The organism is Sedimentitalea sp. XS_ASV28 (assembly GCF_041224545.1).
Classification (GTDB): Bacteria; Pseudomonadota; Alphaproteobacteria; order Rhodobacterales; family Rhodobacteraceae; genus Sedimentitalea.
The window spans coordinates 37,759-64,711 of the sequence record NZ_JBGFGP010000151.1 but is presented as its reverse complement, the minus strand read 5'-3'; the positions used below and the strand labels follow the sequence as shown (position 1 = coordinate 64,711).

19 protein-coding genes are annotated in these 26,953 nt (G+C 61.0%); 3 read left to right on the top strand and 16 right to left on the bottom strand.

The window, feature by feature from the left end:
- Positions 1-14: 14 nt before the first annotated feature.
- Together AB9K34_RS16625 and AB9K34_RS16620 are read right to left on the bottom strand one after the other, a co-directional pair.
- Positions 15-1,037, bottom strand: coding sequence for an aspartate-semialdehyde dehydrogenase (locus AB9K34_RS16625; RefSeq protein WP_369955552.1), 1,023 nt, complete (start codon positions 1,035-1,037; stop codon positions 15-17).
- 80 nt (positions 1,038-1,117) lie between these two features.
- A complete protein-coding gene (locus AB9K34_RS16620; RefSeq protein WP_369955551.1) occupies positions 1,118-2,290 on the bottom strand; it encodes an MFS transporter in 1,173 nt (390 codons plus the stop codon).
- A 118-nt stretch (positions 2,291-2,408) separates the two neighbouring features.
- On the opposite strand from AB9K34_RS16620, the gene AB9K34_RS16615 reads away from it, so the two are divergent.
- Positions 2,409-3,557 (top strand): DUF3095 domain-containing protein, encoded by a 1,149-nt coding sequence (locus tag AB9K34_RS16615; RefSeq protein WP_369955550.1) that lies wholly within the window; start codon positions 2,409-2,411, stop codon positions 3,555-3,557.
- Here the strand turns inward: AB9K34_RS16615 and AB9K34_RS16610 are convergent.
- The 4 genes from AB9K34_RS16610 to AB9K34_RS16595 all read right to left on the bottom strand — a co-directional run bounded on the left by AB9K34_RS16610 (position 3,544) and on the right by AB9K34_RS16595 (position 7,086).
- A complete protein-coding gene (locus AB9K34_RS16610; RefSeq protein ID WP_369955549.1) occupies positions 3,544-4,317 on the bottom strand; it encodes an HpcH/HpaI aldolase/citrate lyase family protein in 774 nt (257 codons plus the stop codon). The two genes, AB9K34_RS16615 and AB9K34_RS16610, sit on opposite strands and share 14 nt — an antisense overlap.
- A gap of 10 nt (positions 4,318-4,327) precedes the next feature.
- A complete protein-coding gene (gene hpaH / locus AB9K34_RS16605) occupies positions 4,328-5,128 on the bottom strand; it encodes a 2-oxo-hept-4-ene-1,7-dioate hydratase (protein WP_369955548.1) in 801 nt (266 codons plus the stop codon).
- Positions 5,125-6,537 carry an aspartate aminotransferase family protein gene (locus AB9K34_RS16600; protein WP_369955547.1) on the bottom strand — a complete coding sequence of 471 codons (1,413 nt, stop codon included), beginning with the start codon at positions 6,535-6,537 and terminating at the stop codon, positions 5,125-5,127. The genes hpaH and AB9K34_RS16600 overlap by 4 nt, the downstream gene beginning before the upstream one ends.
- Positions 6,538-6,663: 126 nt before the next feature.
- Entirely contained in the window at positions 6,664-7,086 is a 423-nt protein-coding gene (locus tag AB9K34_RS16595; protein WP_369955546.1) for a 5-carboxymethyl-2-hydroxymuconate isomerase, read from the bottom strand.
- Positions 7,087-7,212: 126 nt separating this feature from the next.
- On the opposite strand from AB9K34_RS16595, the gene hpaR reads away from it, so the two are divergent.
- A complete protein-coding gene (gene hpaR / locus AB9K34_RS16590; protein ID WP_369955545.1) occupies positions 7,213-7,662 on the top strand; it encodes a homoprotocatechuate degradation operon regulator HpaR in 450 nt (149 codons plus the stop codon).
- 31 nt (positions 7,663-7,693) lie between these two features.
- Here the strand turns inward: hpaR and AB9K34_RS16585 are convergent, their stop codons facing one another.
- The 9 genes from AB9K34_RS16585 to AB9K34_RS16545 all read right to left on the bottom strand — a co-directional run bounded on the left by AB9K34_RS16585 (position 7,694) and on the right by AB9K34_RS16545 (position 20,164).
- Entirely contained in the window at positions 7,694-9,106 is a 1,413-nt protein-coding gene (locus AB9K34_RS16585; protein ID WP_369955544.1) for a hypothetical protein, read from the bottom strand.
- A gap of 23 nt (positions 9,107-9,129) precedes the next feature.
- The gene (locus AB9K34_RS16580) at positions 9,130-9,729 is read right to left on the bottom strand and encodes a polysaccharide biosynthesis/export family protein (protein WP_369955543.1); all 600 of its coding nucleotides are present in this window, start codon (positions 9,727-9,729) and stop codon (positions 9,130-9,132) included.
- A 226-nt stretch (positions 9,730-9,955) separates the two neighbouring features.
- Positions 9,956-11,053, bottom strand: coding sequence for a flagellar basal body P-ring protein FlgI (locus AB9K34_RS16575; protein ID WP_369955568.1), 1,098 nt, complete (start codon positions 11,051-11,053; stop codon positions 9,956-9,958).
- Complete coding sequence (locus AB9K34_RS16570; RefSeq protein ID WP_369955542.1) at positions 11,053-12,060, bottom strand: flagellin; 1,008 nt, start codon at positions 12,058-12,060, stop codon at positions 11,053-11,055. Before AB9K34_RS16570 ends, AB9K34_RS16575 begins: the two co-directional genes overlap by 1 nt.
- A gap of 3 nt (positions 12,061-12,063) precedes the next feature.
- A complete protein-coding gene (gene flgK / locus AB9K34_RS16565; protein WP_369955541.1) occupies positions 12,064-13,503 on the bottom strand; it encodes a flagellar hook-associated protein FlgK in 1,440 nt (479 codons plus the stop codon).
- A gap of 47 nt (positions 13,504-13,550) precedes the next feature.
- Positions 13,551-14,852: a flagellar hook protein FlgE gene (locus tag AB9K34_RS16560; protein WP_369955540.1), complete on the bottom strand. Its 1,302-nt coding sequence runs from the start codon at positions 14,850-14,852 to the stop codon at positions 13,551-13,553.
- Between the two features lie 91 nt (positions 14,853-14,943).
- The gene (locus AB9K34_RS16555; protein ID WP_369955539.1) at positions 14,944-15,789 is read right to left on the bottom strand and encodes a flagellar motor protein MotB; all 846 of its coding nucleotides are present in this window, start codon (positions 15,787-15,789) and stop codon (positions 14,944-14,946) included.
- 103 nt (positions 15,790-15,892) lie between these two features.
- Complete coding sequence (locus AB9K34_RS16550; protein WP_369955538.1) at positions 15,893-19,018, bottom strand: efflux RND transporter permease subunit; 3,126 nt, start codon at positions 19,016-19,018, stop codon at positions 15,893-15,895.
- Between the two features lie 6 nt (positions 19,019-19,024).
- Positions 19,025-20,164 carry an efflux RND transporter periplasmic adaptor subunit gene (locus tag AB9K34_RS16545; protein WP_369955537.1) on the bottom strand — a complete coding sequence of 380 codons (1,140 nt, stop codon included), beginning with the start codon at positions 20,162-20,164 and terminating at the stop codon, positions 19,025-19,027.
- 307 nt (positions 20,165-20,471) lie between these two features.
- On the opposite strand from AB9K34_RS16545, the gene AB9K34_RS16540 reads away from it, so the two are divergent.
- Complete coding sequence (locus AB9K34_RS16540) at positions 20,472-25,889, top strand: CHAT domain-containing protein (RefSeq protein ID WP_369955536.1); 5,418 nt, start codon at positions 20,472-20,474, stop codon at positions 25,887-25,889.
- Positions 25,890-25,907: 18 nt separating this feature from the next.
- Here AB9K34_RS16540 and bhcD read toward each other — a convergent pair whose 3' ends face one another.
- Positions 25,908-26,873 (bottom strand): iminosuccinate reductase BhcD, encoded by a 966-nt coding sequence (gene bhcD / locus AB9K34_RS16535; protein WP_369955535.1) that lies wholly within the window; start codon positions 26,871-26,873, stop codon positions 25,908-25,910.
- Positions 26,874-26,953 lie beyond the last annotated feature (80 nt).

The window sequence follows — 26,953 nt, the reverse complement described above, 5'->3', positions numbered from 1 at the left end:
CCGATGGCCGTGTTTCAGCCCTTTTGCAGGACCCGCGTGCCCAGCGTTTCGGCGATCTGAACCGCGTTCAGCGCCGCGCCCTTGCGCAGGTTGTCGGACACGCACCACAGGTTCAGACCGTTGTCGATGGTGCTGTCCTGGCGGATGCGGCTGATGAAGGTGGCATAATCGCCGACGCACTCGACCGGGGTCACGTAACCACCGTCTTCGCGCTTGTCGATGACCATGATGCCAGGCGCTTCGCGCAGAATTTCGCGGGCCTCGTCCTCGTCGAGATGATCCTCGAACTCGATGTTCACCGCTTCGGAATGGCCGACGAAAACCGGCACCCGCACACAGGTCGCCGTGACCTTGATCGCGGGATCGACGATCTTCTTGGTTTCGGCCACCATCTTCCATTCTTCCTTGGTCGAGCCGTCTTCCATGAAGACGTCGATATGCGGGATGACGTTGAATGCGATCTGCTTGGTGAACTTCCTGGCCGGCTTGTCATCGACCGGATTGTAAATGCTCTTTGTCTGATCCCACAGCTCGTCGATGCCTTCCTTGCCGGCACCGGACACAGATTGATAGGTGCTGACCACGACGCGCTTGATCCGGGCGCGATCATGCAGCGGCTTGAGTGCCACGACCATCTGCGCGGTCGAACAGTTCGGATTGGCGATTATGTTCTTTTTGGAGTAGCCCATGATCGCATCCGCGTTCACCTCGGGCACGATCAGCGGTACGTCCGAATCGTAGCGATAGAGCGAGCTGTTGTCGATCACCACGCAGCCCGCGGCGGCGGCCTTGGGCGCATAGGTTTTGGTGGCGTCGGAGCCCACCGCGAACAGGGCCATGTCCCAGCCGGTGAAATCGAAGGTATCAAGATCCTTGGTTGTCAGGGTCGTGTCGCCAAAGCTCACCTCGGTTCCCAGCGATTTGCGGCTTGCCAGCGCGGCAATCTCGGCAACCGGGAACTGGCGCTCGGCCAGGATGTTCAGCATTTCACGGCCCACATTGCCCGTGGCACCGACGACGACGATGCGATAACCCATCTTGTTTCTCCAGAATTTGCGCCGACACATATGCCGGCTGCGGCCTCTTAGCGACAAACGGCAGCGGGGAAAAGGGGGGCTCAGTCCAGGCGGTCGCGGCTGAACAGGTAAAGAAGTGTTCCGGCGAGCAGCATCAGGCCGAAAAACGCGAAAATCGCCGCATAGGCCTGGGTCGCGCCATACGGGGCCATGTGTTCATGAATGCGCCCCGAGGCGAACTGCGCGATGCCCGCTCCGCCGATGCCGAAGAGGTTCATCAGGGTGACGCCGCGCCCGACAAGATGCGGTGGAAAGAAACTGCGCCCATGCGCGATGATCACTGGAAAGGATGCGCCGAAAAAGCCGATCAATGCCATCAGGAGGATCGACAGAGCCGCGCTGGTGTCGATCATTGCCACCAACAGGCCGAGGATCACGGCAACGGCGAGGTTGCCGCCGAAGACGACCCATTTGCGCGTTCGCAAGAGCCTGTCCATCGGCCCGTAAGCGAGCGTTCCGGCGATCATGGCGGCGCCCATCACAAAAGTGGCCTGTCCGATCTGCGCGGTTCCGAGGCCAAATACATCCCCGAGATACGGCCCGATCCACAATCCGCGCAGCGCCGCCGCCGGTGCGTAATTGACCAGCATCATCGGCAGGATCGTCCATATCGCCGGCAGTTTGAGCAATTCAAGCACCGAGCCGCCTTTGCTGCCGGGTATGGTCTCCGGATCCTGGACAAGCGTGAAGATTCCGCCAGCCACGACGATGGAGAGGAACGACAGGGCGACGAGAGACCCGCGCCAGCCGATGAATTCCACCGCAAGTGCCATCGGGTAGGATGCCACCAGGTTGCCGACGGACCCCACCCCGAGCATCAGCGCCGCGAGGACGGCGAACCGGGCGGGCGGGAATTCGCGCGCGAAGATATAATAGGATGCCATCAGCACCGGCGAGCATCCTATGCCGATCAGCAACATGGCAAGCTTGATGTGTAGCGGCGCGGTTGCCATGGCGAACAGTGCGGCGCCACCGCCGCCGCCCAGGAATAACAGGCTTGCGGCGGTGCGCCGGGGCCCGAACCGGTCGAGCGCCCAGCCGACCGGCACCTGCATCGCGGCAAAGGTCAGGAACCACAGCCCCGATGCCGCCGCGAGATCATCCGGTCCGGTGCCCGTGTCACGTGCCAGCGCCGAGGTCAGCACCGCAAGGAAGGCGCGAAAAAACTGACTGAGCACATATGCAAGACATAATACGATCAGACCGGCCTGCATGTTTTACTCCTTCACTGTCGTCGTTTGGGTGACATGCGCGTGAGGCATGTGCAACCTGGATAGACAGGGCCGGGAAAGCACCTACATAAAGGGTACTGGACATGGCAGGCGACCAGCGATGAAGGATACGACCGGGTTTTACGAAAGTCTGCCGCGCATTGCGCAATTCAGCGCATTGACGGATCCGGCAAGCTATACGCCGCTCCCGGAGGACTGGATCGTCGCGACGGCAGATATTGTCGGATCGACCGCATTGATCGCCGACGGTAAATACAAGCTGGTCAACATGATCGGTGCATCGGTCATATCGGCGCATTTAAATGCGGGCGACGGTCATACCTTTCCCTACATTTTCGGAGGAGATGGCGCGACGCTCGCGATGGATCCGGAACATGCGGCAGATTCCGCGCGCATTCTCGGTGTGCTGAAACGGTGGGCGGACGAGGAATTCGGCGTGTCGCTACGGGTTGCGCAGGTGCCGGTCTGCGAAATTCGCGCTGCAGGCTTCGACGTATCCGTTGCGCGGTATCAGGCATCGGAGGCGATCGATTACGCGATGTTCAGTGGCGGGGGCCTGTCCTGGGCGGATGAGCGGATGAAAGCGGGTGATAATCTGTTGCCCGCCGCAGAATCCGGCGCGCTCCCAGACCTTGAGGGCCTCTCATGCCGCTGGAGTAATGCAAGCGCGCGCAACGGCAGCATTCTGTCCCTCGTGGTCAAGCCGGTGCAAGGAAAGTCAGCCGCGGCGTTCGACAGGATACTGCGCGACATCGTCGATCTGGCCGAGGGGCTGAACCGCAGCGGGCATCCCTTGCCGCCAGATGGGCCCGGACTGCAATTTCCGCCACCGGGGCTTGATATCGAGGCGCATGTGTCACGAGGCAGGACGTCAGTATTCCGGCGGCGGCTGGAATTGTTGCTCGAAAACACGATTGCGTGGATTTTCTTCAAGGCCGGCCTCAAGACCGGGAACTTCGAACCCAAACACTACAAGGCCGTGGTCAGCACCAATGCGGATTTTCGCAAATTCGATGACGGGTTGAAAATGACGCTGGATTGCGATGCCGAAACCCAGGCGCGTATCCGGTCGCTGCTGGACGCCGCCCGCGCGGACGGCATCCTGCGATTTGGTCTCTTCGAGCAGGAGGCGGCGATGATCACCTGTTTCGTGCCCTCGATCCATCGGGACGATCACATACATCTCGTCGATGGGGCGTCCGGCGGCTATGCAAAGGCGACGGAACTGATGCGCGCTATGCCGGTTTGATCCAGCGTCTGGCGGTTGCCTGTGCCGCCCTGCTCAGCGTGATGACATCGATCGCGACGGCGACAAACCGGGCACCGGCCTCGACATAGCTTTCGATGACATCGTCAGAGAGCGACAGGATGCCCGGCACCTTGCCGGCAGCGGCAATCCGCCCCAGCGTTTCCACGATTGTGCCGTGCACGTCGGGATGGCCGGGATTGCCGCGATGCCCCATATCCGCCGCCAGGTCGGCCGGGCCGATAAAGACACAATCCACGCCGTCCACGGCAAGGATGTCATCCAGTGCGGCAATCCCGGCACGGTTTTCGACCTGCAGGATCAGCGCGATCTGGTCATCGGCGGTATGCACGTAATCCTCGATGGTGGAAAAGCGCGACGACCGCGTGCTGGTGGCACCGACGCCGCGCATGCCCGTGGGCGGATAGGTGCATGCGCGCACCATCTGCGCGGCCTGTTCGCCGCTTTCGATCATGGGCACGAGAATCGATTGCGCTCCGATATCCAGTACCTGCTTGATGATCCACGGCTCGCCCACCGGAACGCGCACGATCGCGGGCGACGGGCTTGCTTGCAGCGCCATCAGCTGGTCACGGATCGAACGCACGTCATTTGGCGCGTGCTCTCCGTCGATCACAAGCCAGTCGAAGCCGGCGGTGCCCATGACTTCCGTCGGCCCGGCTTCGGCGAAGCTGAGCCAGCAGCCAAAGGTGGTGTCGCCGGCCTGAAATCGCTGCTTGAGCATATTGGTTGGTGCGGGCATGGGATATCCTCTAGTCGAATGTGATCTTTACCGACCCGAAGGGACCAAAGTCGGCTTGGATGCGAGAGCCGGACGGCGCTTCGAGCGGGCGGATGAACGATCCTGACAAGACGATATCGCCCGCCTCGATGGCTTGTCCATGTTCCGCAAGACGCCGCGCGAGCCAGAGAACCGAAGTCACCGGATCGTTGAGAACACCGGCCCCAAGCCCGGTTTCCTCGACCGTGTCGTCGCGGCTGACGATGGCCCCGACCCAACGCAGGTCGTGATCCGCAATCGCGTGTTTCGAGCGGCCCAGCACAATTCCCGCATTCGCCGCGTTATCGGAAATGGTATCCGTTATGACCCTGGGCTGGCCGGTGTCGGGATCGGTACGCAAAACCCTTGTGTCGAGAATCTCGAGCGCGGGCGAGACGTGATCGGTGGCGGCGATAACCTCTTCACGGGTACAGTTCGCGCCGCTCAGAGAAGAGCCCATGACAAAGGCGATTTCCGCCTCGATCCGCGGCTGGATGTACCGCCCGTTCTGCACCGTGTCACCGGACTGAAAGAGCATGTCGTCCAGCAATATGCCGCTGTCGGGAGTGGTGATGTTCAACGCCTGCTGCATGGCGCGGCTCGTCAGGCCGATCTTCCATCCGATCTTGCGGCGTCCTTGGGCATATTTGGCGGTGATCAGGGCCGCCTGGACCGCATATGCGTCATCCAGCGTCATGCCGGGATAGCGCAGCGACAAAAGGCCGATCTGGCGCCCCGATCGATCCGCCTCGATCAGCGCATCTGCTGCATCGCGAATATCCTGCGGCGTCATGCGAGCGCTTCCGCGATTTCGGTGATGACGTCATATGCCATCATGACATCGGCCTCCGTTGTCTCGAATTGACCGGCCTGGAAACGGATCACCAGATTGCCGTCAACCCGTGTTTGGGTCAGATAGATGCGTCCGTCATCATTGATCGCGTTCAACAGGCGCAGGTTCAGGTCGTCAAGTTCGCTCACGCCGCGCGGTGCATGGCGGAAGGTAAAGAGCGACCACATCCGTGTCGACGTGATCTCGAAATCCGGTGTCGCGGCGAGTTTGTCGTGCAACGCTTCCGACCATCTCACGTGATTGCGCAGGCGCTCGCGCAGCCCTTCCAGCCCGTAGGTCCGCAGGAGGAACCAGATCTTGAGCGCGCGAAAGCGACGGCCCAAGGGCACCGACCATTCGGAATAGTTGATGATGCCGTCGTGGCCGTGGGTCTTGAGATATTCCGGCTGAATCGCCAGCGTCCTGACCAGGTCATCCGGGTTGCGCAGGAAGTGTGCCGAGCAATCGAATTGCACGCCGAGCCACTTATGCGGGTTGAACACGATGCTGTCCGCGCGCTCGATGCCGGGCCAGTAATGCCGAAACTCAGGGCATATCATCGCGGAACCGGCCCATGCGGCATCCACATGGGTATATAGACCATGTGCCTCTGCTATTTGCAGGCAGGCATCGACCGGGTCGGTCGCACCGGTTCCCGTCCCGCCGACACAGAGGATCACGCCGGCCGGCGTCAGCCCCGCCGCCTTGTCCGCGCGTATGGCCGCGTCCAGTGCGTCGGGATCCATGCCGCGCCAGTCTCCGCTGATCGGCACCCGCACGAGATTGTCCTGCCCGATGCCCGAGATCCAGATGGCACGGTCGACCGATGTATGAACCTCGGCCGAGCAATAGACCCTGAGTTGCGGATTTCCCGCCAGTCCCGAAATGTTGCCGGTCCAGTTCAGCGCGCGCTCGCGCATCGTCAGAACGGCGGCGAGTGTGGCGGAGCTTGCGCTGTCCTGAATGACACCCTCGAAACCAGCGGGCAGCCCCAGCGATTGGCGCAGCCAGTCCATCATCCGGGTTTCCATCTCGGTTGCGGCCGGAGAGGTTTGCCAGAGCATACATTGCGGGGCGATGGCACTGACCAGGAATTCCGCCAGCACCGACGGAGCGGCGGCATTGGCGTTGAAATAGGCGAAGAAACGGGGATGCTGCCAATGTGTGATGCCCGGCATCACGATGTTCTCAAAGTCGCGGAACACGGTTTCCATGTCTTCCGGTGAGTCGGGCGGGGTGACGGGCAGCGCATTCAGGATGTCGCCGGGCCTTGTTTGCGCCCGAACGGGACGGTCGCCAACCGTCAGGTGATAGTCCTGTGCCCAGTCCGAGATCCTTCGGCCCCAATCCCCGAATTCATCCCAGTTCATGATGCGCGCGCCTGATGAGTGTCGATCGATTTTCGGCTTCTGGCGTGTCGCCATGATTTCGGGGCGGAGTGAGTCGCATGAAATATCCTGTGAAGGTCGTATCTGCCGTTGTGCGCGGGCGGTTCTCTATCGGGGCTGCTCCGGGACCAGTGTTTGCACCGGGTCGGCCGATGGAAGATGGTCGCGAATTGTGCCACATTTGGGTGAAAGCGCAGGGTCGATTTCTCGCATTTCAAGCGACAGCGCCACGGGGTACTGTTCCAGAACCGGCTCCAGAAAACGTCTGGCTGCGTCAAAGATCATTTTGGTCGCCGCCTTGCGCGTTTCCAGATCACGCCCGCCGCGCAGGCGCACCGATATGTCGATATATCCGTGATGCGCGGCACCATCCGCAATTGAAACGTGATCGGCGCGAAAGGCTCGCACCCGCACGCCCGGCATGGGCAGGACGCCGGTGTCGATTGCCGCGCGGCGCAGCATGTCGCAAAACGCAGCCATGTCCATGCGGTCTTCCATGTTTGCCGAATAGTCGATCATCAGATGTGGCATGGACGTCCTTCTGTGTCCGCACTCTTGCAATTTATTAACATATTAAGTAAACTGATTGCTGTGTCAAGGGACAGCCTCACGTAGTCTTGGATTGCGCTTGGCTTCATTGAAGGGCAAAACATCCAGATGACATCGCATCATCCCAAAACATCGCGTTCCCTTCCCATAGCACTGTTGCGTGCCCGAGAGCGGGTCATGGGCCCGATCCGTGACATGCTGTCGGGTGTGGGTCTGACCGAGCAGCAATGGCGCGTATTGCGCGTATTGGACGAAGACGGGCCGATGGAGCCGACCCGAATTGCGGAACTGGCTTGCCTGTTGCTCCCCAGTCTGACCCGTATTCTGCAAAAGCTCGCTGACAAGGGGTTGATAACGCGGCGCCCGGACGATGATGACAAGCGCAAGCAGATCATTCAGATATCCGAGGCGGGCGAGGCGCTGATTGAGGCGCATCTTCCGGCCAGCCTTGCGGTTCTGGAACAGACGAAGGCGCAAATCGGTGCCGAGCGATATGAGGCATTGCTGGATCTGCTGAATGCGGTGGAGGCCGCGGACGCCAAGCGCGCCCCCGATTGACGTGCATTCAGGAAATTTTCAGATCCTGAAGTCAAAAATCGAAATTGCGCCCGATTCCGAAGAAGACCGCGGTGGCATCCGCTTCGCCGATGGCTTCGTCCTGAAGTGAGCGAAAGGCGACCCCGGTATTGAAGCTCCAGTATTCGTTCAGTTCGCGGTTATAAGCGAGGACCAACGTGCCGCGCTCGGACGATTCTTCGTCGGCAGACGCCTCGGTATAGGAGAGCGAGAGATCCAGTGACAGGCTCGAAACCTGGTTGATCTCGTGGCTGTATCCGGCAACCAGGAGATTGGTCAGACGGTCTTCATCGCTGCTGTCGGTATAGACAGTACGATCGAAGAACAGCCTAAAGCTGCTGGACGGCATGTTGTAAATCCAGTTGAAGCCACCGATGATTTCCGGATCGGCGCCTTCGAGCTGGGTCACGCCCAGATTGCCCGAAAAGCTGCCTCTGGGCAATTCCAGGGCGCGGGTCACAAGAAATGTTCCGCGCTGGCCGTCCTGGTTCTGATACACATCAAAACCAGCATTGAATGTCCCGTTGGGCATCTCTGCATCATAATCGATGCCACCGCTCGGGCCTTCGGACCGCTCGGTCGAGCGCACACCGGTCAACGGGTCGGTGAGGGTGCTGTCGACGGTAGAGTATCCGGCGCTGAAAGTCAGGGTCGCGATGCTCGACAATTCCCGGATGAAGCCGGCCTGAACGGTACGGGTTTCGCGATCCGTATCGGTTGCGTCGGCGCTGGAATACTTCAGATACGACATATCTAGGGTCGCGGTTGTCACCGGATTGAGCCGGAACAGTGCCGTAAGGCCCAGGCTGGTGTTGTCATAATCGGCCAGCTCATCATCGGTTGCGTCAATATAGTTGGTTCCGCTGGTGCGGGCCCTCAGACGCAAGCCGAAGGGGTCGGTCAGCCCGGTTTCCAGCCTTGCGCCTATATTGTAGGCGCGCCGCTCGCCCGAACCGCGTATGTCGGAAAAATCCGCGGGTGGTGTGACGACACCGTCGGAATCCAGAAAGGTCCAGAGCGGTTGGACCAGTGAAATGTCGGTTTGCTGGTAATCCGCATCCAACGCGAGGAGGGCGTTTGCACCCTCGCGATTGTAGCGCAGGGCGATCAGCGGATCGACGAAACCGGTCCGCATGGTGTTGCCGTCAGCAATATTGCCAAAGCGAAGCCCGGCCCCAATCGCGAGAGACAGTTGCTGGATGTCGGTTTCGCTTTGCAGGCCGTAGCTCAGCCGCGTCGTTGCAAGCGCTGTGCGTCCTTCGCTCGGGTTCTCAAGACCGAGGTTGTCGCCACCGACGAAATTCTGCTCGATCCGCAAGCGTTGGCGAAAGCTATCGTATTCTTCCTCGTCCTGCGACACGGCGGGGGTCACAGCCAATGCTGCGAGACCGCCTATTGCGGCGCTTCGGATCAGACGGTTGTTCACCACGGCTCCCTCTGACGGGTTTCTTATTCAAACAACCGGCGTTGCGGCACGATGATGATATCGCCTTCTCTCAGCACCGGGGTGTTCACGCTGGATTTGCCATCCATGATCGCTTTTACGTTGAATGTATAGACCTGCATCTGTCCATTTGCGCCGGGGCGGCGCAGTTGCAGACGTTTGGTTGCGCCAAATCGCGTGACACCGCCGCCTTGCGCAAGCGCCTGCAAAAAGGTGGTGCCGCGCTCCACTTCGATTGTCCCCGGTGTCGTCACCTCGCCAAGCATGTAGATCGTCAGCGTATCGTCCTCGGGTTCGTCGGTTGCGACGCTTGACAGCGATACATAGACGGTCGGATCGGAGGCGAAATTCGGGCGCAGCCGTGCCACGAGGTCGTTGCGCACCTCATCAACGCTGCGCCCCCTGACCGGCACCGTTCCGACCAGCGGAACCGAGGCGCGACCATCGGGCAGAACGATGCTCTCGCCGTTCAGGCTCGAATCTTCCAGTACCTCGATGCGCAAGACGTCGCCGGATTTGATCTTGTATGAGCTCTGCGCCAATGCCTGAGACGCGAAAAGTGGCATAACCACCAAAGATACGATAAGTGCGATGAACCGTTGCATGTCAGGCTTTCTCTGAAAGGTGCGTCTGCTTCGCCCCAAATGGGATTTTTCGACGCATTCTCGGTGGATCGAGAGCCTTTTTCAAGTCTGCGTGACGTTCTCACCAACTCAGGTATCGGTCGTGCCGATCCTGCAACAGGTGAAAGCAGGGCCGGTGCGGCGTCGGAAATTACCATAACCGGTTTCGCAACCAGCTGTGTGGCCTTACGGCTTACGGCCTCTTATCCTAGCGGACGACAAATTCGGCGTGCAAGGCTCCGGCGGCCTTCAGGCTTTTGAGAATATCGATCATGTCGCGCGGCGATACACCAAGCGCGTTCAGGCCGGCCACGACCTCGGATAGCGAGGTTCCCTCAGGCACCTCGGCAAGGGCAACTCCATCGTCGTCCTCGATGGCGGCGTTCGTACGCGGAACCACGACGGTTGCGCCATCGGCAAATGGGTTGGGCTGCACGACGGCAGGTGTCTCTTCGATGCGCAGGGTCAGGTTGCCTTGCGAAACCGCAACGCGGGACAGACGTACGTCGCTTCCCATGACGATGGTGCCGGATCGCTGATCGACAACAACACGCGCCTTAAGCTGCGGTTCCACAAGTATGTTCTCGATCCGTCCAATGGCGTGGGCCGTCGATGACATGCGGGTGGCCGCAATATCCAGTTCGACGGTGCCGGAATCCCGCATCACCGCCACCGCACGTCGAAATTCGCGGTTGATCGCGTTTTCGATGCGGCCTGCGGTGGTGAAATCGGGCTCTCTCAGGGCCAGCCGCATGTTGGCGAGCGAGGACAGGTCGAAATCGATCTCACGCTCGACCCGCGCGCCCGCCGGGATGACACCGGCCGTCGGCACGCCCTGCGTGACCGATGCCGCGTCGCCTTCTGCGACCGCGCCGCCCGCGAGAATGGTGCCCTGAGCGACCGCATAGATCTGGCCATCCGCCGCGTTCAGCGGCGTCATGATCAGCGTGCCGCCCAAGAGGCTGTCAGAGTCGCCGATGGCGGACACCATCACGTCGATCTGTCCCCCGACTCGGGCGAACGGCGGCAGGCTGGCGGTCACGATGACCGCAGCGACGTTCTTGGGGCGGAGTTGTTCGCCGGTCACGTTGACGCCAAGGCGCTCCAATATGTTGGCCATGATCTCTTCGGTAAAAGGAGAGTTGCGCAGCCCGTCGCCGGTCCCGTTCAAACCTACGACGAGGCCATACCCGACGAGATCGTTGCCGCGTACCCCGTCAAATTCGACCAGATCCTTGAGCCGGATGGCATTGGCATGCGCCATTACCGGCAGCAACAGGCACAGAATGAGAACACGAAACATCATCATGACAGGAAGTTCAGCAGCGACAGGTTGGCCGAGCGGACGGTCACCGTATAAAGGCTCTCAAGCTGGAACTGTGCTTCTTCCAGGCGGGTCGCGGTGTCGAACGGGTCAGCCTCGAGCAGGGCCGCCCGGCTGAATTCCAGGCTGGTGCGGGCGGTGATATTGCGCGTCGAGATTTCCTCGATACGTGCCTCGGCAAACCCGAGATCGGCGCGAATGCCGGTGAGCGCGTCCTGCCCGGTCAGCATGCCGGCACCGGCCGAGCGAAACAGATCGTCCTGCACCGCGCGATCCAGCCCCAGCCCCGGATCGGCCGCCAGTGCCGCGACCGCCATGTCACGTAGCGTTTCGCGAATGGCGGAATCGCGGGCTGTGAGGCTTAGCGACACCTCTTCGCCCGCGCCGATCGGGATCGGGGCCAGAACGTCCTGCGCGCCTTCGTACATGACGGTTTCGTAGCCTGTTGGATCCGCAAACCAGTTATCGACCGCAGTTTCGATATCCGCGGAACCGGTCAGCCCCGTCACCAGGGTTCTCAATTCCGACATGAGCCTGTCCGCCGAACCGAGCGGAGGCCGGTCGGTTGCCGTCCCGCCGAACAGGCTGCGGCCACCGACCGATGCGTTGAGAGCCGAAATCGCCGATGCCAGATCGTCCTCGGCCTTCTCGGACATGTGGCTCCGCAATTCCCCGCTGCTGGCCTCATCGAACATGATCAGGGAATCGCTGAGTGATGCGGTCAGATCCTGAAGCCGTTCGAGGCTGGTCTGGGCCGCACCCGCGAACATCGCCGCCTCGCTCGCGGATATGTTATAGCCATCGAGCCGTGCGAGGTTTCGGTCGATATCGGTGAGATAGGAATAGTCGCTGCCCAATCGGCGGGATACGTCAGCGACCTGACCCGAACTCAACTCCTGGGTCAGCGTCGATATTTCCTGGTTGAGTTGGGCGCTGCGCTGGCGCAACAGGATCGAGTTTGCCAGATCGCCGATAGATGTCATGTTCATGTGTCAGAGCCTCAGAAGCGTTTCCATCATTTCGTCGATCGCCTGGATCATCCGCGCATTTGCGGCGTAGGCCTGTTCGACGATCATCAATTGCTGCAATTCGGCATCTGTATCGACGCCCCGTGCGGCTTCGACGCGGGTCATTTCCGTCTGGTTCGCCGCCGCAAAGGTCAGCCTGCCGTCAGCAAGGTCGCTGTTCTGGGCAGCGCGGGACGTGAGGTCGGACGCTATGTCCGCCGCGCTAGCGAGACCTGTTCCAAAGACCGGAGTAGCGGTGGCACGCCCCGCTTGCAGTATATCGGCGAAGGCCCGCAGCTGGCGCGCCTCGCCACTTTCGCCGGGATCGGCGGCGCCGAGTCCCGCGCGCAGGCGCCAGCTTTCGCCGCCTTCGGCAGGATCGACAATGTCGTTCAAGGCAATTCTGTTGGCGAGGCCGATGTCACGCGTCGGGTCGAATGTTGCGCCGGAATCGGTGAAGAGGCCGGGATCGCCGGCAGCGGCGGTGGGATCAAGCCCGGCGGTTTCGAACCGTTCGATCAGGTCACGGGCCAGGGCGTCGAGTTCGCTTTGCGCGGTGACAGCCGCCTCATCCCTGATTTTGAAATGCGCCGCGAGCGTTCCGCCGTCGATGGCGCGCTCGCTGACGTCGATGCCGTTGATCGTGAGGCCCGAGAGGCCACCGCCGGCCAGTGTCATTTCCGGAACTGTATCGCCGGCGGCGACAAAACCGAGTTCCGCCGCCGAGCCGTCGATGAGGATCGCGCCGCCACCTGTGTAGAGCGCGATTTGTCCATAGTCACGTTCGACCACGTTGACCGGAACAATCGTGTTGATTTCGTCGACGAGGGTCTGACGCTGGTCCTGCAGAGCAGAGACATCGCCGCCCGAGGACAGCGTCGAGGTGATGCGCGTGTTGAGCTTTTGCACGTTCTCCAGCGACTGGTTGAGCTTTGCGACCTGTATGCCGATCGCGGCATCTGACTGTGATCGCATGGTTCGCAGGCCTTCGGCCGCGTCATTGATGGCGGTCGCGAGATCCTTTGCCGCATAGGCCACTGCATCCAGCCGCTGGGTCGACTCCGGGCCACTGGTCGCCGTGATCAGGCTGGTCTCGAACCTGGCGAGCCGGGAGCTCAGCGAACCGGTATCGGTGCCCGTACCTATCAGGGCTTCGAACCTGCTGTAGAAATCGGACAGGACCCGGGCGTTCCCGTGCTCGGCATCGGCGCTGCGGCGATCCGAAAGGACGACGGGATCGCTCTGCCGATGAACGCCGACGATCTTTACTCCGGGCCCGGTCGTCGAGGCAGAGGCGAGTTCGAGCGATCTTCGCGCGTAGCCCGGCGTCATCACGTTTGCCAGGTTGTCAGAGACGATGCCCGAAGCGCGGCTGGCGGCGGTCAGGCCGGACAGCGCACTGTTCAGCGCCGATGATAAGCTCATGTCTGCGGCTCCTGTTCTTGTGCTTCAGTTGCGCGCTAACCTGTCGGTCAGCGCTTGATATTCGTGGTTTCCTGAAGCATTTCGTCGACGGTCTGGATCACCTTGGCATTCGATGAATAGGCCCGCTGGGTGCGGATCATCGATGTCAGTTCGCTGGCCACGTCGGTTTTCGATTCCTCGCGTGCAAAGGAGACGATTTCACCTGTTGGCCCGTCACCCGCATCCCACATGAAATAGAGACCGCTATCCGGGGTTGGCATGTAGGTTTGCTGATCGAGCGACATCATCCCGTTCGGGTTCGGCAGATCCACCAGCGGAATCTGGAAGACGGTACGGGCCGCACCGTTATCGAAATGGGCGCGTACGATGCCGTTGGCGTCCACCTCGACACCGGTCATGTTGCCGACTGGGAAACCGTCTTTTTCGATCGAGATGGGCGCGAAGGTGTCGGACAATTGCGAAAGCCCGCCTTCGAGGCCGGGACCGCCGATTGAAATTTCGATCGGGCCGCCATCGACGTTCACGACAAGGCTGCCCGTCGTCGGGTCGTATGCCCCGCCCGAAACGGTTGCGACCGTCGCGAGGCTGCCGCCATTGGCGCGCGAGTCGTCAAAGGTCAGGACATATTCGCCGATCACCGCATTACCGGAAGCGGTATCACGCAATACCATGGTCCATTCATTCGAATCCCCGGTCGCGGGTACGGTTGGGGTCATCGTGATCTGGATACTTTCCGGTGTGCCCGTGTTGTCGTAATACTCGATCGAAACCGACTGGGCTGTGCCATCTGAATCGGCGCTTGTATCGGTTGCCGGCAGGTTCAGGCTGATGTCGATGCTGGTGGTCGGTTCACCGGTTACCTCGTTCACCAACAGGCGCACCGGCTCAAGACCGTTGGGCGTGTCGCGGGGATAGCTGGGGATCGTACCATCCGGCAGGGCGGGCCAGCCGAGCAGGACAAGCCCGGACTCCGAGGTCAGGTATCCATGCTTGTCGGCGCGGAACGAGCCTGTCGTGGTCAGCATCATCGTTTGATCGCCGTCACCGCTGTTGACGTCGGCATAAGAGGCAACCGGCAGCATGCCGCGACCGCGCACCGCGAGGTCGGTGGCATTGGAGGTGGCGACCAGCGGACCCTGTTCGTTGATCATGCGTTGCGTCGTGGCGCGTACGCCGCCGGCGGAATAGGAGCCGCCGCTCGAAGAGATGACCATGGAATGGAAATCTGTTTCCACCCGCTTGTAGCCATAGGTGGACGAATTCGCGATGTTGTCGGAAATCGACGCCAGGCGGGTCGAGTTCGCGGAGAGTCCGGCGATTCCCGCGTTTAGCGAAGAAGAAATGGTCATTGGCGCGCCTTTCTGCTGCATCAATCTCTGCTAAGGCAACAGCTACGCGCGCCGGCTTAACATCGCGCTAACAGGTAAAATGCCTTCTACTTCAGCGCGTCTCGTTCCGCAGCAGGATCACTTCGATCCGATTGTTGCGGTTCGCCATCCTGTTGCTGACCGCAGGTTTTCGATCCGCATGGCCGGTGACCCGCTGAAGACGTTCGGCATCCGTCCCTCCCGCTTGCAGCAGGGTGCGGGTGCGGTCGGCGCGCGCGGTGGACAATTCCCAGACCGGATTCTTGGCCAGAACAACGGGATGGGCCTTGATGTGGCCGTTGATCGCGATTCCATTCGTCACGAGCCCTGAGATGCGCGAGACCATCCCGGTGATGTCGCGGAACACCTGGGTTGGTCGGTCGCTGCCGTCTTCGAACAGAGGCACACCGTCGAGCGCGAAAATCTCTATGATCAAACCTTCGTCTGTGACCCGAGTCACTATGTGCTTGCGCGCCTCGTCCGAGATCATGCTTTCGCCGCCACGCCCGCTGAGCGCGTCGTCGATAACCTTGAACTCATTCTGACCGAGTGCGTCGATGCCGATTTCAGCGACTCCGACGGTTCCCCGTGATTGTCGTGCATCGTCCGGATAGCGGTTGGTCGCGCCGGTGCCGTCCTGCGGCAGATCGTTCTCCGAGAACATGTTTGTGCCGCCAAATGCACCATCGCCGCCCCCGGAGATCCGGTTGATCGGAACCGTCGGCGCAAAGTAGTCGGCCAACCCTTTGCGTTGCTTTTCCGTCGTTGCATTCAACAGCCACATCAACATGAAAAAGGCCATCATGGCCGTTACGAAGTCGGCATAAGCGACTTTCCAGGCACCACCGTGATGGCCGCCGCCGGCAATAACCTTTTTCCGTTTGATGATGACTGGCGCGACATTGGTTTGCGCACCCATATCCACCACCCTTTCTCACCCGCCACCGGAATAGCAGGCGCCGGGTTAAGGGGGTGCTAACAGTTAAACTTGTCCGGGAAATGCGGCGGTCGCCGACCGGTTCTCAGGTTCTTGATGCTTTCGCGGCAAGGCCTTTCACGAATTCCCGCAGGTTCTGCATGATGACATAGAGCACCGGCACAAGGACGACGCCGATCACCGTTGCCGCGAGCATGCCGCCGAATACTGCGTATCCGATCGCCTTCTGGCTGGCGGCGCCCGCCCCAGAAGCGGTCATCAGCGGCACCACGCCCAACAGGAACGAGAGTGCCGTCATCATCACGGCGCGGAAACGCTGGCCCGCAGCGTCGAGTGCGGCTTCGGTCGTGCTCATGCCGGCGTCGCGTCGCTCCATCGCGAACTCGACGATCAGGATCGCGTTTTTCGAGGCCAGGCCGATCAACATGATCATACCGATCTGCGTGTACAGGTTCACGTCGCTGCCCACGATCGCGACCGCCGCGAGTGCCCCGAACAGCGCCACCGTCACCGACAGCAGGATACCGACCGGCATCGTCCAGCTTTCGTATTGCGCCACCAGGAACAGATAGCCGAAGACAACCGCCATCGCGAGAATGACAACCACCATTCCTGCGGACGACAATTGCTGCTGCGCGGTCCCGGTCCACTCATAGGAAAACCCGGGGGGCAGGGCGGTCAGGGCTTCTTCCTGAAGCACGCGAATGGCGTCTCCGGTGGACAGGCCCGGTGCCTCGACCGCCGTGACCGTCGCCGCACGGAACATGTTGTAGCGATTGAGCAGGATCGGACCCAGTACGTTTTCAACGTCGATCAGCGTGCCAAGCGGCACCATGTCGCCCGTGGTCGAACGGGCATACAGGGCCTTGATGTCTTCGACCTTGTCGCGATAGCTGCCCTCGGCCTGGATCATGACCTGGTAGACGCGACCGAACAGGTTGAAATCGTTCACGTAATACGACCCCATATAGGCCTGCAAGGTCTGAAAGACCTCGCTGACGGGCACGTTGAGCGTCTTGGCCTTTTCCCTGTCCAGATCGACAAAGACCTTGGGCACGTTGGCGCGGAATGTGGTATAGGCCTGAGCGATTTCGGGCCGCTGGTTCGCGGCGTAGATCAGTGACCCGAGGGCTGCGGACAAGTCCTGGGCAGAGCCGCCACCGGTTTGCTGTACCTTCATTTCAACACCCGCGCTCAACCCGAGGCCGGGGATCGGCGGCGGGTTGAAGGCGATGACGCTGGCGCTGGCCTCCTGGTTGGCGATCCCCAGGATCGATTGCAATATGCTGGCTGCGCTGCGCTGGGGGGCGGTGCGGTCATCCCAGGGATCGAGGTTGACGATGATCATCGCGCCGTTCGATCCGGATCCTCCGAGCAGGCTGAAGCCGTTGACCAGCACCGTGTTGGCGACACCGGGCAATTGTGAAATCTGGCTGTTGACGCGTTCGGTTACCTGTTCGGTTCGTTCCAGCGCTGCAGCATCCGGCAATTGCACATCGACAAAAAGATTGCCGTTATCCTCGGCCGGAATGAAACCGGCGGGCAGGGATTTCATCAGGCCGCCGGCGCCGACGATCAGCGCGACCAGGATCACCAGCCCGATCAATGGCATCCGCACCAGTCGCCGCACGACACCGACATAACCGCCGCGTGTTGCGTCGATCCCCTGTTCGAACCGCCTGAGAAGGCCGGTGGGTGACCCCGATCGGGACCTGAGAACGAGGGCGCAAAGCGCCGGTGACAGGGTCAGCGCGTTGATCGACGAGATGACAACCGCAGTCGAGATCGTGATGGCGAATTGCGAATACAGACGACCGGTAATGCCGGGCATGAAGGTGACGGGAACAAAGACCGCCAGCAGGACGAGCGTGGTGGCGATGACCGGCCCTGTGATCTGTCCCATTGCCTTGCGGGTGGCTTCTGCCGGGCTGAGCCCCTCGTCCGCGATAAGGCGCTCCACGTTCTCGACCACGACGATGGCGTCATCCACGACGATGCCGATTGCCAGTACCAGCGCAAACAGCGAAATCGTGTTGAGCGACATGCCCAGGAACAGGAGAATGGCAAACGTCCCGATCAGCGACACGGGGATCGCAACCGCCGGGATGATCGTGGCCCGGATATTGCCTAGAAACACGAACACAACCGACATCACCAACACAAAAGTCAGGATCAGCGTCGTGATCACATCGTTCAGCGACTGTTCGACAAACTTGGTGCTGTTGAAGGGGACCTCGTATTCCACGTCGTCGGGAAAGCCGGCAGACAGGCGCTCGAGCTCGGCCAGCACCCGATCGGATACGGCGAGCGCATTTGCGCCGGGTGCCTGATAGACGGCGAGCACCGTGGCGGCCTGGTTGTTGAACCGTCCCGAGGCGTTGTAGTAGCTCGCGCCGAGTTCGACCCTTGCAACATCGCGCAGACGGACGATGCCGCCGGCCTCTCCGGTGCGGATCACGATGTTTTCAAACTCCTCTACCGTCGACAGACGGCCCTTGGATTTGATCGTGTACTGGAATTGTTGCCCGCTGGGCACAGGAGGGGTGCCGATCTGGCCGGCGGATACCTCGATATTCTGTTCACGGATCGCCTGGATCAGATCACCCGGCGTGATGCCGAGGCTGGCCATGTGATCGGGATCCATCCACATGCGCATGGCATATTCGAAATCGGTCAGAACTTCGGCCTTGCCGACCCCCTGAACCCGCGCCAGCGCATCCTTGAGATTGATCGATGCGTAGTTGGACAGAAACACCTCGTCATAGGTGGCCTGAGGCGAGGTGAGCACCGCAACCAGCAACATGTTCGTCGATGATTTCTGGGTCACGACGCCGGATGCGGTGACTTCTGCGGGCAGGCTCGCGGTGGCTTGCGCCACGCGGTTCTGCACGTTTACCGAGGCAATATCCGCGTCGGTGCCCACTTCGAATGTCACCGATAGCGAATATGACCCGGAGTCGGTGCTGTTCGAGGACATGTACATCATGTCGTCGACCCCGTTCACCTGCTCCTCGATGGGCGCGGCGACGGTGCTCTCGACGGTTTCCGCGTCGGCCCCGGTGTAATAGGCATTGACGCTGACAACCGGGGGCGTGATGTCTGGGAACTGTTCGACGGGCAGGGCGAAATACCCGATGCCGCCCATGATGGTCAGGACCAGCGAAATGACCATGGCCATCTTTGGCCGGGTGATGAAAATCGAAGAAAACACGATGTCTTACCCTTCCTGCTGGCCGGCAAGAATGGCATCGACCTGCACGCCGGGGCGCACCCGTTGCAGGCCTTCGACAATCACGCTCTCTCCCTCTCGCAGCCCTTCGTTGACGACGATCTCGGTGCCGACCTGATCGCCGGTTTCAATATAGCGCTGTTCGACCATTTGCTGTGAATTCACCACCAGAACGAAATCGCCGCGCTGATCGCGTTGCAGGGCGGCCTGCGGCACCAGAAGCCGCAGCGTCGGCGCAGGAGCCTCGATCCGGACTTGCAGGAACGCCCCGTCGATGATCTGCTTGCTCTTGTTTTCAAACCGGGCGAGCATTGCGATCGTGCCGGTGGTCGGCGAAATGCGGTTGTCGACAAACACCACCTTGCCCGGCTCATCCACGGTCGTGCCGTTGGGAAGGGTAGCGTGTACCGCGGGGCTGGCATCTGCCGTGGTCAGCTCACCGGCAGCGATTTCAAGTTCTTCCAGTACATCGGCGAGTTGTTTTTCGCTCAGCGAAAAGCGCACATAGATCGGCGCTTCGCGCACGAGAGTGACAAGCGAGGGAGTCGACGGGCTGATCAGCTCTCCTTCGCTGACGGACAGGCGACCCAGGCGACCGGAAAACGGGGCGCGAATCTCGGTATAGCTCAGTTCGAGCTGGGCCTGCCGGATTGCGGCCTGTGCGGCCTGCACCGCCGCCTCGGCCCCCAGTTCATTGGCGCGTGCGATGTCGCGTTCCGATTCCGGGGCCGACCCGCGTTCGAGAAGCTCGGACTTGCGGCGATATTCGATCCCTGCCAGTTCCAGGTCGGCTTGGGCCTTGGCCAGATCGGCTTGTCGTGCGGCAAGCGTTGCAGAATAGCTGTCGGTTTCGATCTGGAAAAGGATGTCATTCTTTTCGACAATTGCCCCGTCGTCCACAAGAACCGCTTCGACGAACCCGCTGACCCGCGCAACGATATCGACCTGATCGATCGCCTCGCCCTCGCCGATAAAGGTCGCCTCGTCGATGATCTCTTTGGTGTAGGCCGCGGCGATGGACACCTTGGGGGCCGCAGCCTCTTCCTGTGCAATCGCGGTCTGCCCCAGCAGGGGGATCGCCATGACGCAAACCAAAAGACAGGACCGGACGACGTGGGTGAGAGGCATGGGGCGCAGGGTCCTTTTTTCAGCATGTGTTCGTGCGAAGCGCGAATCAGATTTTTCGGAAGATTAGACACTTACCTCACATGCTGGAACCGGCAAGGGCATTCCCCGCAGGCCATGTTGTCCGATGAGTCACAGGCAAGATGCTGTTTCGACGTTATTCTTCGCCGTATGGAAGGGTGGCCGAGGTTGCAATAAAGGGGGTTAAAGCCGGTCGCATTTGACGCAAGCTCGCCACCATGAGTAGAGTTGACCATTCATTTTAAACATTTCCACGGCCGCTATTTGAGGGCCGACAAGGAGGAATATTATGTCCAGGATTTTTTTGCCGGGCCAACGTGTTACGCTTCCTCAGGAAGAGGTCGTCTGGCCCGAGCATCTGTCGGGGGTGATGACGGGCAGGATAATCGCCGCCGGGCATGTCAGCGTCGGGCGTGGCGCGGGCGATGGCACGGATACCTTTGCGGTGCCCGATACCGAACCGACCGACATCCTGGAAATCGAATTCGGTGACGGCTTGAAGCTGTGGCAGTCGGTCGAGATGGCGGCCAGCGATTTTCAGTCTCCGGCCAACCGTTCAGGCGACGATGCCGCCCTCGCGATTCCGCGGGAACTGGTCTTTACCGATGCAGCCGGACAGAGCAGGGGTGTCGGCAAATACCTGGTTCGCGCCGTTCGCCTGTTGCGCGGCGATCCGGTGGGCCAAGCCGGAAAGCTATCGGCGCAGGCGCTTGCCCGCAAGATCGAAGATTCGATCACACCCGGATTTTACCGGTGCGACCGCAAGGTGGTGAATGGTCTGGGCACCATCGATCTGAAGACCGTCAAAGCCGAGGATATACCCACGGACCAGAAGATCCTGATCCTGGTGCATGGCACCTTCTCAAGCACGCAGGGCAGCTTTGGGGAACTGGCCATCGCACCGGCCGAGGAGGTGTGGCAGCCACTGCAATCTGCCTATCCCGGCGGCATCTACGCGTTGGAACATGCCTCTGTCACGGAAAGCCCGGTCAAGAACGCCATCGATCTGGTTGATGCGCTGCCCAGGGGCGCAAAGATCAGCCTGATGTCGCATTCGCGCGGCGGTATGGTTTGTGAATTGATCAGCCGCGCGGCGCGCGAGGATATCGACAAGACCGGCGCAATAGATGGTACGGACATGGCGATTTTCAAGCTGTTTCCTGACCGGACGGGGCAGATGAAGGAGCTTGAAGCGCTGAACAAGGCTCTGGCGGACAAGGCGCCCGAGGTCAATCGTGTGATCCGGGTTGCCGGTCCGATGGCTGGTACGACATTGGCGTCGCAGCGGCTCGACCGATATCTTTCGGTTGCGCTGAACGTGTTTGAACTGATCCCGGTGTTGCGACGGACCGGTGCCGCCGATCTGCTGAAATCCTTCCTGCTGGCCTTTATCCGGACCAAGGCGGATCCCGCGACGCTGCCGGGTCTTGAAGCGATGATGCCGACGAGTCCGCTGACGCGGATGCTGAACCGGCCGGACGTGATCTATGCCAACGGCCTGCGCGTGATCGCAGGCGATACCGAAGGGGCCGGTGTCTTGCGCCGTCTCGGTGTGTTTGCCGCCGACCTGTTCTTTCGTGCGGATCATGATTTCGTGGTCGATACCGAATCCATGACACGCGGGGGCGCGCGCGGGGCGTTGATTAAACCCTATCTGGTCAAGGGGCCGGACGTGTCCCATTTCAGCTATTTCTACAATCCCGACTCGCGGCGAGAGATCGTCGGCGCGGCAATTGAAGATGATGGTGGTTTTCTTGTCTTGCCGGGATCGCGCGGCGTCGTATCGGGCGAGATTCCTCCCGAGGAGCGTTTCCCGGAACTGGAAACACGCGGCAGCGCCAATGATCCGGTCTGTTTCGTCCTGCCCGGCATCCTGGGCAGCCACCTGTCACAGGACAAGGACTGGATCTGGACAAACCCGCTGCAGATTGCGTTTGGCGGCCTCGCCCGTATCAGAATCGACAGAGACAAGGTCCGTTCGACCAACCCGATCAAGACCTATTACTGGGATCTCTGCCGCTACCTGTCGCGCAGCCACAAGGTCGTGCCCTTTGACTATGACTGGCGGCTTTCGATCCTGGAGCAGGGCCACGCGGACGCGGCGCGCAAGCTGGCCCTGTTGGTCGAGGCGGAGTTGAACCGGACATCCCGGCCGATCCGGTTTCTTGCCCATTCGATGGGCGGGCTGGTAGTGCGTGCGATGTTCCAGGCCCGGCCCGACCTCTGGACCCGGATCAAGGAACGTCGGGAGAGCCGTTTCGTGATGCTCGGCACGCCCAATGGCGGCGCGTTTTCAATGATGTACACGCTGTTGGGACGCGCCAGTTCGATCCGCAAGCTGGAGGTGGCCGACTTCAAGCATGACATGCGAGAATTGCTGAGCATCGTTGCCGGAATGCCGGGGGCCTTGCAACTGTTGCCCAGCGACGACAACGGCCGCTACCTGAGCGATGAGTTCTGGGATCAGATGCACACGCTGTACGGCGCGGACTGGGTCAAGCCGACCAGCGATGCACTCAAGATCGCGCGGACGGGCCGCAAGGTGCTGGACGCTCACCAGCTCGACCCGGAACTGACCTGCTACGTGGCGGGACTGGGAAAGGAAAACACCATCTCATCGGTGCGGCTGGACCCGTCTGCCAAGGGCAAGGACCGCATCAAGTTCTTTGCAACCCCCGAGGGCGATGGCACCGTTACATGGGCAACCGGAATTCCCGATGGCATACCGAAATGGTACGTTGATGCAATCCATGGCGACTTGCCGCGGACCCGCGAGGCCTTTCCCGCCTATCTGGACCTCTTGCAGACCGGTACGACCGCGCGCCTGTCACAGCACAAGCCGAGGACCAGCCGCACCGCCGACACGACCCCGACCCCGGTTGTGGACAAGCCGATCGAGCTGTTCCCGGATCACCAGGATATCATCGATGATTTCTTGGGGGGCAGCGGCGCCGCGCCAACGACTGTTGCCAGACAGGTGAGCACGACCAAGGTGTCGGTACGCCATGGCAACCTGCGGTTTGCAAGTTATCCGGTCGCCGTGGGACACCATATCGACGATCCGATGATGGGTGCGGAAAAGGCGCTTGATGAATGTCTGGATTACACCCTGACGAATGTGCGCAATCTCGGTCTCTATCCCGGCGAACTTGAAACCTGCGAGGTGATCCTGCGCGAGGATCGGGCGCCGCAGGGTGCGGTCGTGGTCGGCCTGGGGACCTATGGTTCGCTTACGCCCGGCAAGTTGAAGGACACGTTCCGGCAAGCGGTCCTGCGCTACGGGTTGGTGACGCGCGAGCGCCGCAAGGAATCGTCTCCTGCGGGCAACGCGGCGCTCGCACCGCTTGGCCTGTCGACCTTGCTGATCGGCCACATGGGCGCGAATATCACGATACAACAGAGCGTCGAGGCGATCCTTCAGGCCGTGGCCGAGGCAAACGAGGCGCTTGGAGAGACGCCCATCGAACATCTGGAGTTCGTCGAACTGTTCGACGATACGGCGTTTCAGGCCGCAAGCGCGCTGGATTATGTGCAGTCAATGGGGCGCATGGGCGATGTGTTCGCTTTCGATGGTGAAATTCGCACGGTGCGGGATGCACGCGTGCGCACGCATTACGGCATGCAGCGGGACTGGTGGAAGCGGATCACGGTGACCGCACAGAACGACGCGGGTGACGCCAGGGGGTCTGCCAATCTCGATCTCAGCTTTACCGCGATCAGCGACAATTCACGCGCTGATTTTCTGACGTCGGCCTATCAGCCCCATGTGCTGCAACAGTTGTTGACCCAGCGAACGGACGGCACCACGAGCAACCGGGATGTAGGCAGGCTGCTGTTCGAATTGCTTGTTCCGGGCGACATGAAGTCTTTTGCCCGGAACAACGAGAACATCATGCTGATCCTCGACAAGCAGACGGCGGCATATCCCTGGGAACTGATGGAGGATGATTTCAAGCGCTATGAATTCACCGGCGTCCGGCCTGCGGAGGACACTGTCCAGAACCGTGAAACCGGGCCGCTGGTCGTGCGCGCGCCGGTGATCCGACGGCTGATCACGTCCGGACCCAAAGTGCCACGCCCCGGTGAATCCAGCGCGCTGGTCGTCGGCGACCCGAAGAGCGATCTGCCGGCGCTCGTGGGGGCGCAGGAAGAGGCCCGGATCGTCAAGGAACTCCTGGAAAAGGCGGATTGGAAAACGACTTACCTCGATCAGCCCCAAAAGGGAGTCGAGGTTATCAAGGAAATGATCCTGAGACCCGCCAAGCTCATTCATCTGGCGGGGCACGGGGTCTATCAATCCGACCGTTTTGCGCGGACGGGCATGGTGCTCGGCAAGGATTTGTTTCTCACGGTTTCCGAAATCAACCAGATGCGTTACGTGCCTGAATTCGTGTTCATGAATTGCTGCCATCTCGGGCATGTGGGAACCGAGGTCAACGAGATCGCAGCCAGCCTCTCGGTGGCGTTTGTCGAGCGCGGTGTGCGCGCGGTGATCGCCGCGGGTTGGGAGGTGGACGACGACGCGGCCAAGCAGTTCGCGCGCAGTTTCTATACCGCGATGCTTGCGGGGCATACGTTTGGCAAGTCGGTCCATCTAGCGCGGGAACAGGTGTTCCAGGCATATCCAGAGACCAATACCTGGGGCGCATACCAATGTTACGGCGATCCCGATTATCGTTTCCGTGACATCGCCGCGGAGACCGGCGAAGCACCGCAGACGCGCTATTACTCGGCCGATCAGGCGACCAAGGCGGCGCGGAATATCGCGGAAAAGGCCGGCTCGACACGACAGGGGCGCGCTGCGCTGATGGCGCAGCTGGTCGATATCGAACTCAGTGCCAAGCCTGACTGGGAAACGGACGGTGCGTGGCGTGCCGAGATGGGCAAGGCCTATTCGCGTCTCAACGCCTTTGATACGGCGATCAGCTATCTCGACAAGGCGATGCGGGCCACCGGGCGGCCCGGCTCGCTTGATGCCAAGCACCGGCTGGTCGATCTCGGTGTGCGGCAGGCCAGCCGTGCGTGGCGTGCCTGCGAAACCCGCAAGGACAGAACCGCCGCCGCCCGGCGCGTGCGCGCCGCCGTCAAGGAGGCGCTGGCGAGCTATGATCAGCTTGACGCGTTGTCGGGCGGAGAACCCTCCGCGTACCGGCTGTGCCTGCGGGGAGCTGCCTTGAAATGTCAGGCCTTGTCAGACACCGGCGCCACACGCGTCAAGACGTTGAAACGCATGACCGAGAATTACCATGCGGCGCTGCTCAAATCGCTTGCCGACGATTCCGAGCGCATCAATCTTTACGCCGGTATCAACTGGCTGACGGGTGTGGTGATCCTGAGCGCGCTGGACGAGACCTACACCGATCAGACGGTCCGCTCTGCCGCGGTCTGGCTCGACCGGCTGGCTGCGGAGAGCGGTGTGCAGGAACGTCTGGAGCCGAGCTTCTGGAACGGCATCGTGCGGCCGCAGACCGATGTCCTGCGCGGATTGCTGGACCCGGAGCGCGCGGATACCAAGGCCGAGACGGAAATCCGGTTTTGGCTCGATCGCGCGTGGCGGAGAGGCGGATCCTTCCGCCAGACCGCTTCCATCAGGGACCAGATTGCCTTCATCAAGGCGATGATGGCGCATGTGGACGCGCAAAAAGGCGAATGGCTGACCCGGATCGAGAGGATCGTGACCGATCTGACCGCCGACGTGCAAGACTAAACGCGGCGGTGTGCGGGTTCAGAAATCGACCTCGATCGCGATACCCTTGTCCACCGCCAGTCTGACGACTGCCGAGGCGACCGCGAGATCCTGCAGGCCGACCCCCGTGCCGTCAAACAGGGTGATTTCCTGATCCGAACTGCGGCCGGGATGGGTGCCGTTGATCACCGCCCCGATTTCGGTGATCTGGTCCTGATCCAGGGTGCCATCGGCGATGGCATGCTGTGCTTCGCCGATGCTGATCGATTGTGCGATTTCGTCGGTGAACACGGTTGCGCGTGCCAGCAACGCCGCTTCGACTTCCTGTTTACCCTTGGTGTCGGTGCCCATGCAGGCGATATGCGTGCCGGGCGCGACGTGGTCGGCCATCAGCGACGGCGCAAAGGCCGAGGTAATCGAGATGATCACATCCGCATCCTGCATCCGATCCAGCGATACCGCCTCGAAGGGCAGACCGGCGTCGATTGCCACCTTTTCGATGTTTGGCAGCATTTCGGGATGATAATTCCAGCCTATCACCTTTTCAAAGCTCCGCTGCTCCAGCGCCGCGCGCAATTGGAACGTGGCCTGGTGCCCTGCGCCGATCATGCCGATGATTTTGGAATCCGCGCGCGCAAGATGCTTGATCGAAACCGACGAGGCCGCCGCCGTACGCAGCGCGGTCAGCAGGTTGCCGCCGACCATGGCGTTGGCTTTGCCGGTATCCGGATCGAACAGGAAGACCGTCGACTGGTGGTTTATGATCCCGTGTTGTTCAAGGTTGTTGGGCCAGTAACCGCCCGCCTTGAGGCCAAGCGTCATGCCCGCGCGGTCAAAGCCGCCCTTGAATCCGTAGAGCGCGTCGGCATGGCCAATTGCCTCGCGCACGACCGGGAAGTTGTAGGCGTCGCGGGACGCCATTGAGGCAAAGACCTGCTCGACCGCGTCAAACGCTGCCTCACGGGTCATCAGGTCTGCGATTTCACGCTCGGGAACGATGATCATGTCGATACCTTATCTGATCTGAAAAAAACGGCGGGGCCGGATGACAACCGAACCCCGCCACAGGGGAGATAACCGGAATT

What these genes read in the sequence shown, in the direction of transcription:
- flgK (WP_369955541.1), bottom strand. Translation starts at nt 13,503, where the DNA reads ATGAGCTTATCATCGGCGCTGAACAGTGCGCTGTCCGGCCTGACCGCC.
- AB9K34_RS16615 (WP_369955550.1), top strand. Translation starts at nt 2,409, where the DNA reads ATGAAGGATACGACCGGGTTTTACGAAAGTCTGCCGCGCATTGCGCAA.
- AB9K34_RS16560 (WP_369955540.1), bottom strand. Translation starts at nt 14,852, where the DNA reads ATGACCATTTCTTCTTCGCTAAACGCGGGAATCGCCGGACTCTCCGCG.
- AB9K34_RS16575 (WP_369955568.1), bottom strand. Translation starts at nt 11,053, where the DNA reads ATGATGTTTCGTGTTCTCATTCTGTGCCTGTTGCTGCCGGTAATGGCG.
- AB9K34_RS16555 (WP_369955539.1), bottom strand. Translation starts at nt 15,789, where the DNA reads ATGGGTGCGCAAACCAATGTCGCGCCAGTCATCATCAAACGGAAAAAG.
- AB9K34_RS16610 (WP_369955549.1), bottom strand. Translation starts at nt 4,317, where the DNA reads ATGCCCGCACCAACCAATATGCTCAAGCAGCGATTTCAGGCCGGCGAC.
- AB9K34_RS16600 (WP_369955547.1), bottom strand. Translation starts at nt 6,537, where the DNA reads ATGAACTGGGATGAATTCGGGGATTGGGGCCGAAGGATCTCGGACTGG.
- hpaH (WP_369955548.1), bottom strand. Translation starts at nt 5,128, where the DNA reads ATGACGCCGCAGGATATTCGCGATGCAGCAGATGCGCTGATCGAGGCG.
- AB9K34_RS16595 (WP_369955546.1), bottom strand. Translation starts at nt 7,086, where the DNA reads ATGCCACATCTGATGATCGACTATTCGGCAAACATGGAAGACCGCATG.
- AB9K34_RS16570 (WP_369955542.1), bottom strand. Translation starts at nt 12,060, where the DNA reads ATGAACATGACATCTATCGGCGATCTGGCAAACTCGATCCTGTTGCGC.
- bhcD (WP_369955535.1), bottom strand. Translation starts at nt 26,873, where the DNA reads ATGATCATCGTTCCCGAGCGTGAAATCGCAGACCTGATGACCCGTGAG.
- AB9K34_RS16620 (WP_369955551.1), bottom strand. Translation starts at nt 2,290, where the DNA reads ATGCAGGCCGGTCTGATCGTATTATGTCTTGCATATGTGCTCAGTCAG.
- hpaR (WP_369955545.1), top strand. Translation starts at nt 7,213, where the DNA reads ATGACATCGCATCATCCCAAAACATCGCGTTCCCTTCCCATAGCACTG.
- AB9K34_RS16545 (WP_369955537.1), bottom strand. Translation starts at nt 20,164, where the DNA reads ATGCCTCTCACCCACGTCGTCCGGTCCTGTCTTTTGGTTTGCGTCATG.
- AB9K34_RS16580 (WP_369955543.1), bottom strand. Translation starts at nt 9,729, where the DNA reads ATGCAACGGTTCATCGCACTTATCGTATCTTTGGTGGTTATGCCACTT.
- AB9K34_RS16540 (WP_369955536.1), top strand. Translation starts at nt 20,472, where the DNA reads ATGTCCAGGATTTTTTTGCCGGGCCAACGTGTTACGCTTCCTCAGGAA.
- AB9K34_RS16625 (WP_369955552.1), bottom strand. Translation starts at nt 1,037, where the DNA reads ATGGGTTATCGCATCGTCGTCGTCGGTGCCACGGGCAATGTGGGCCGT.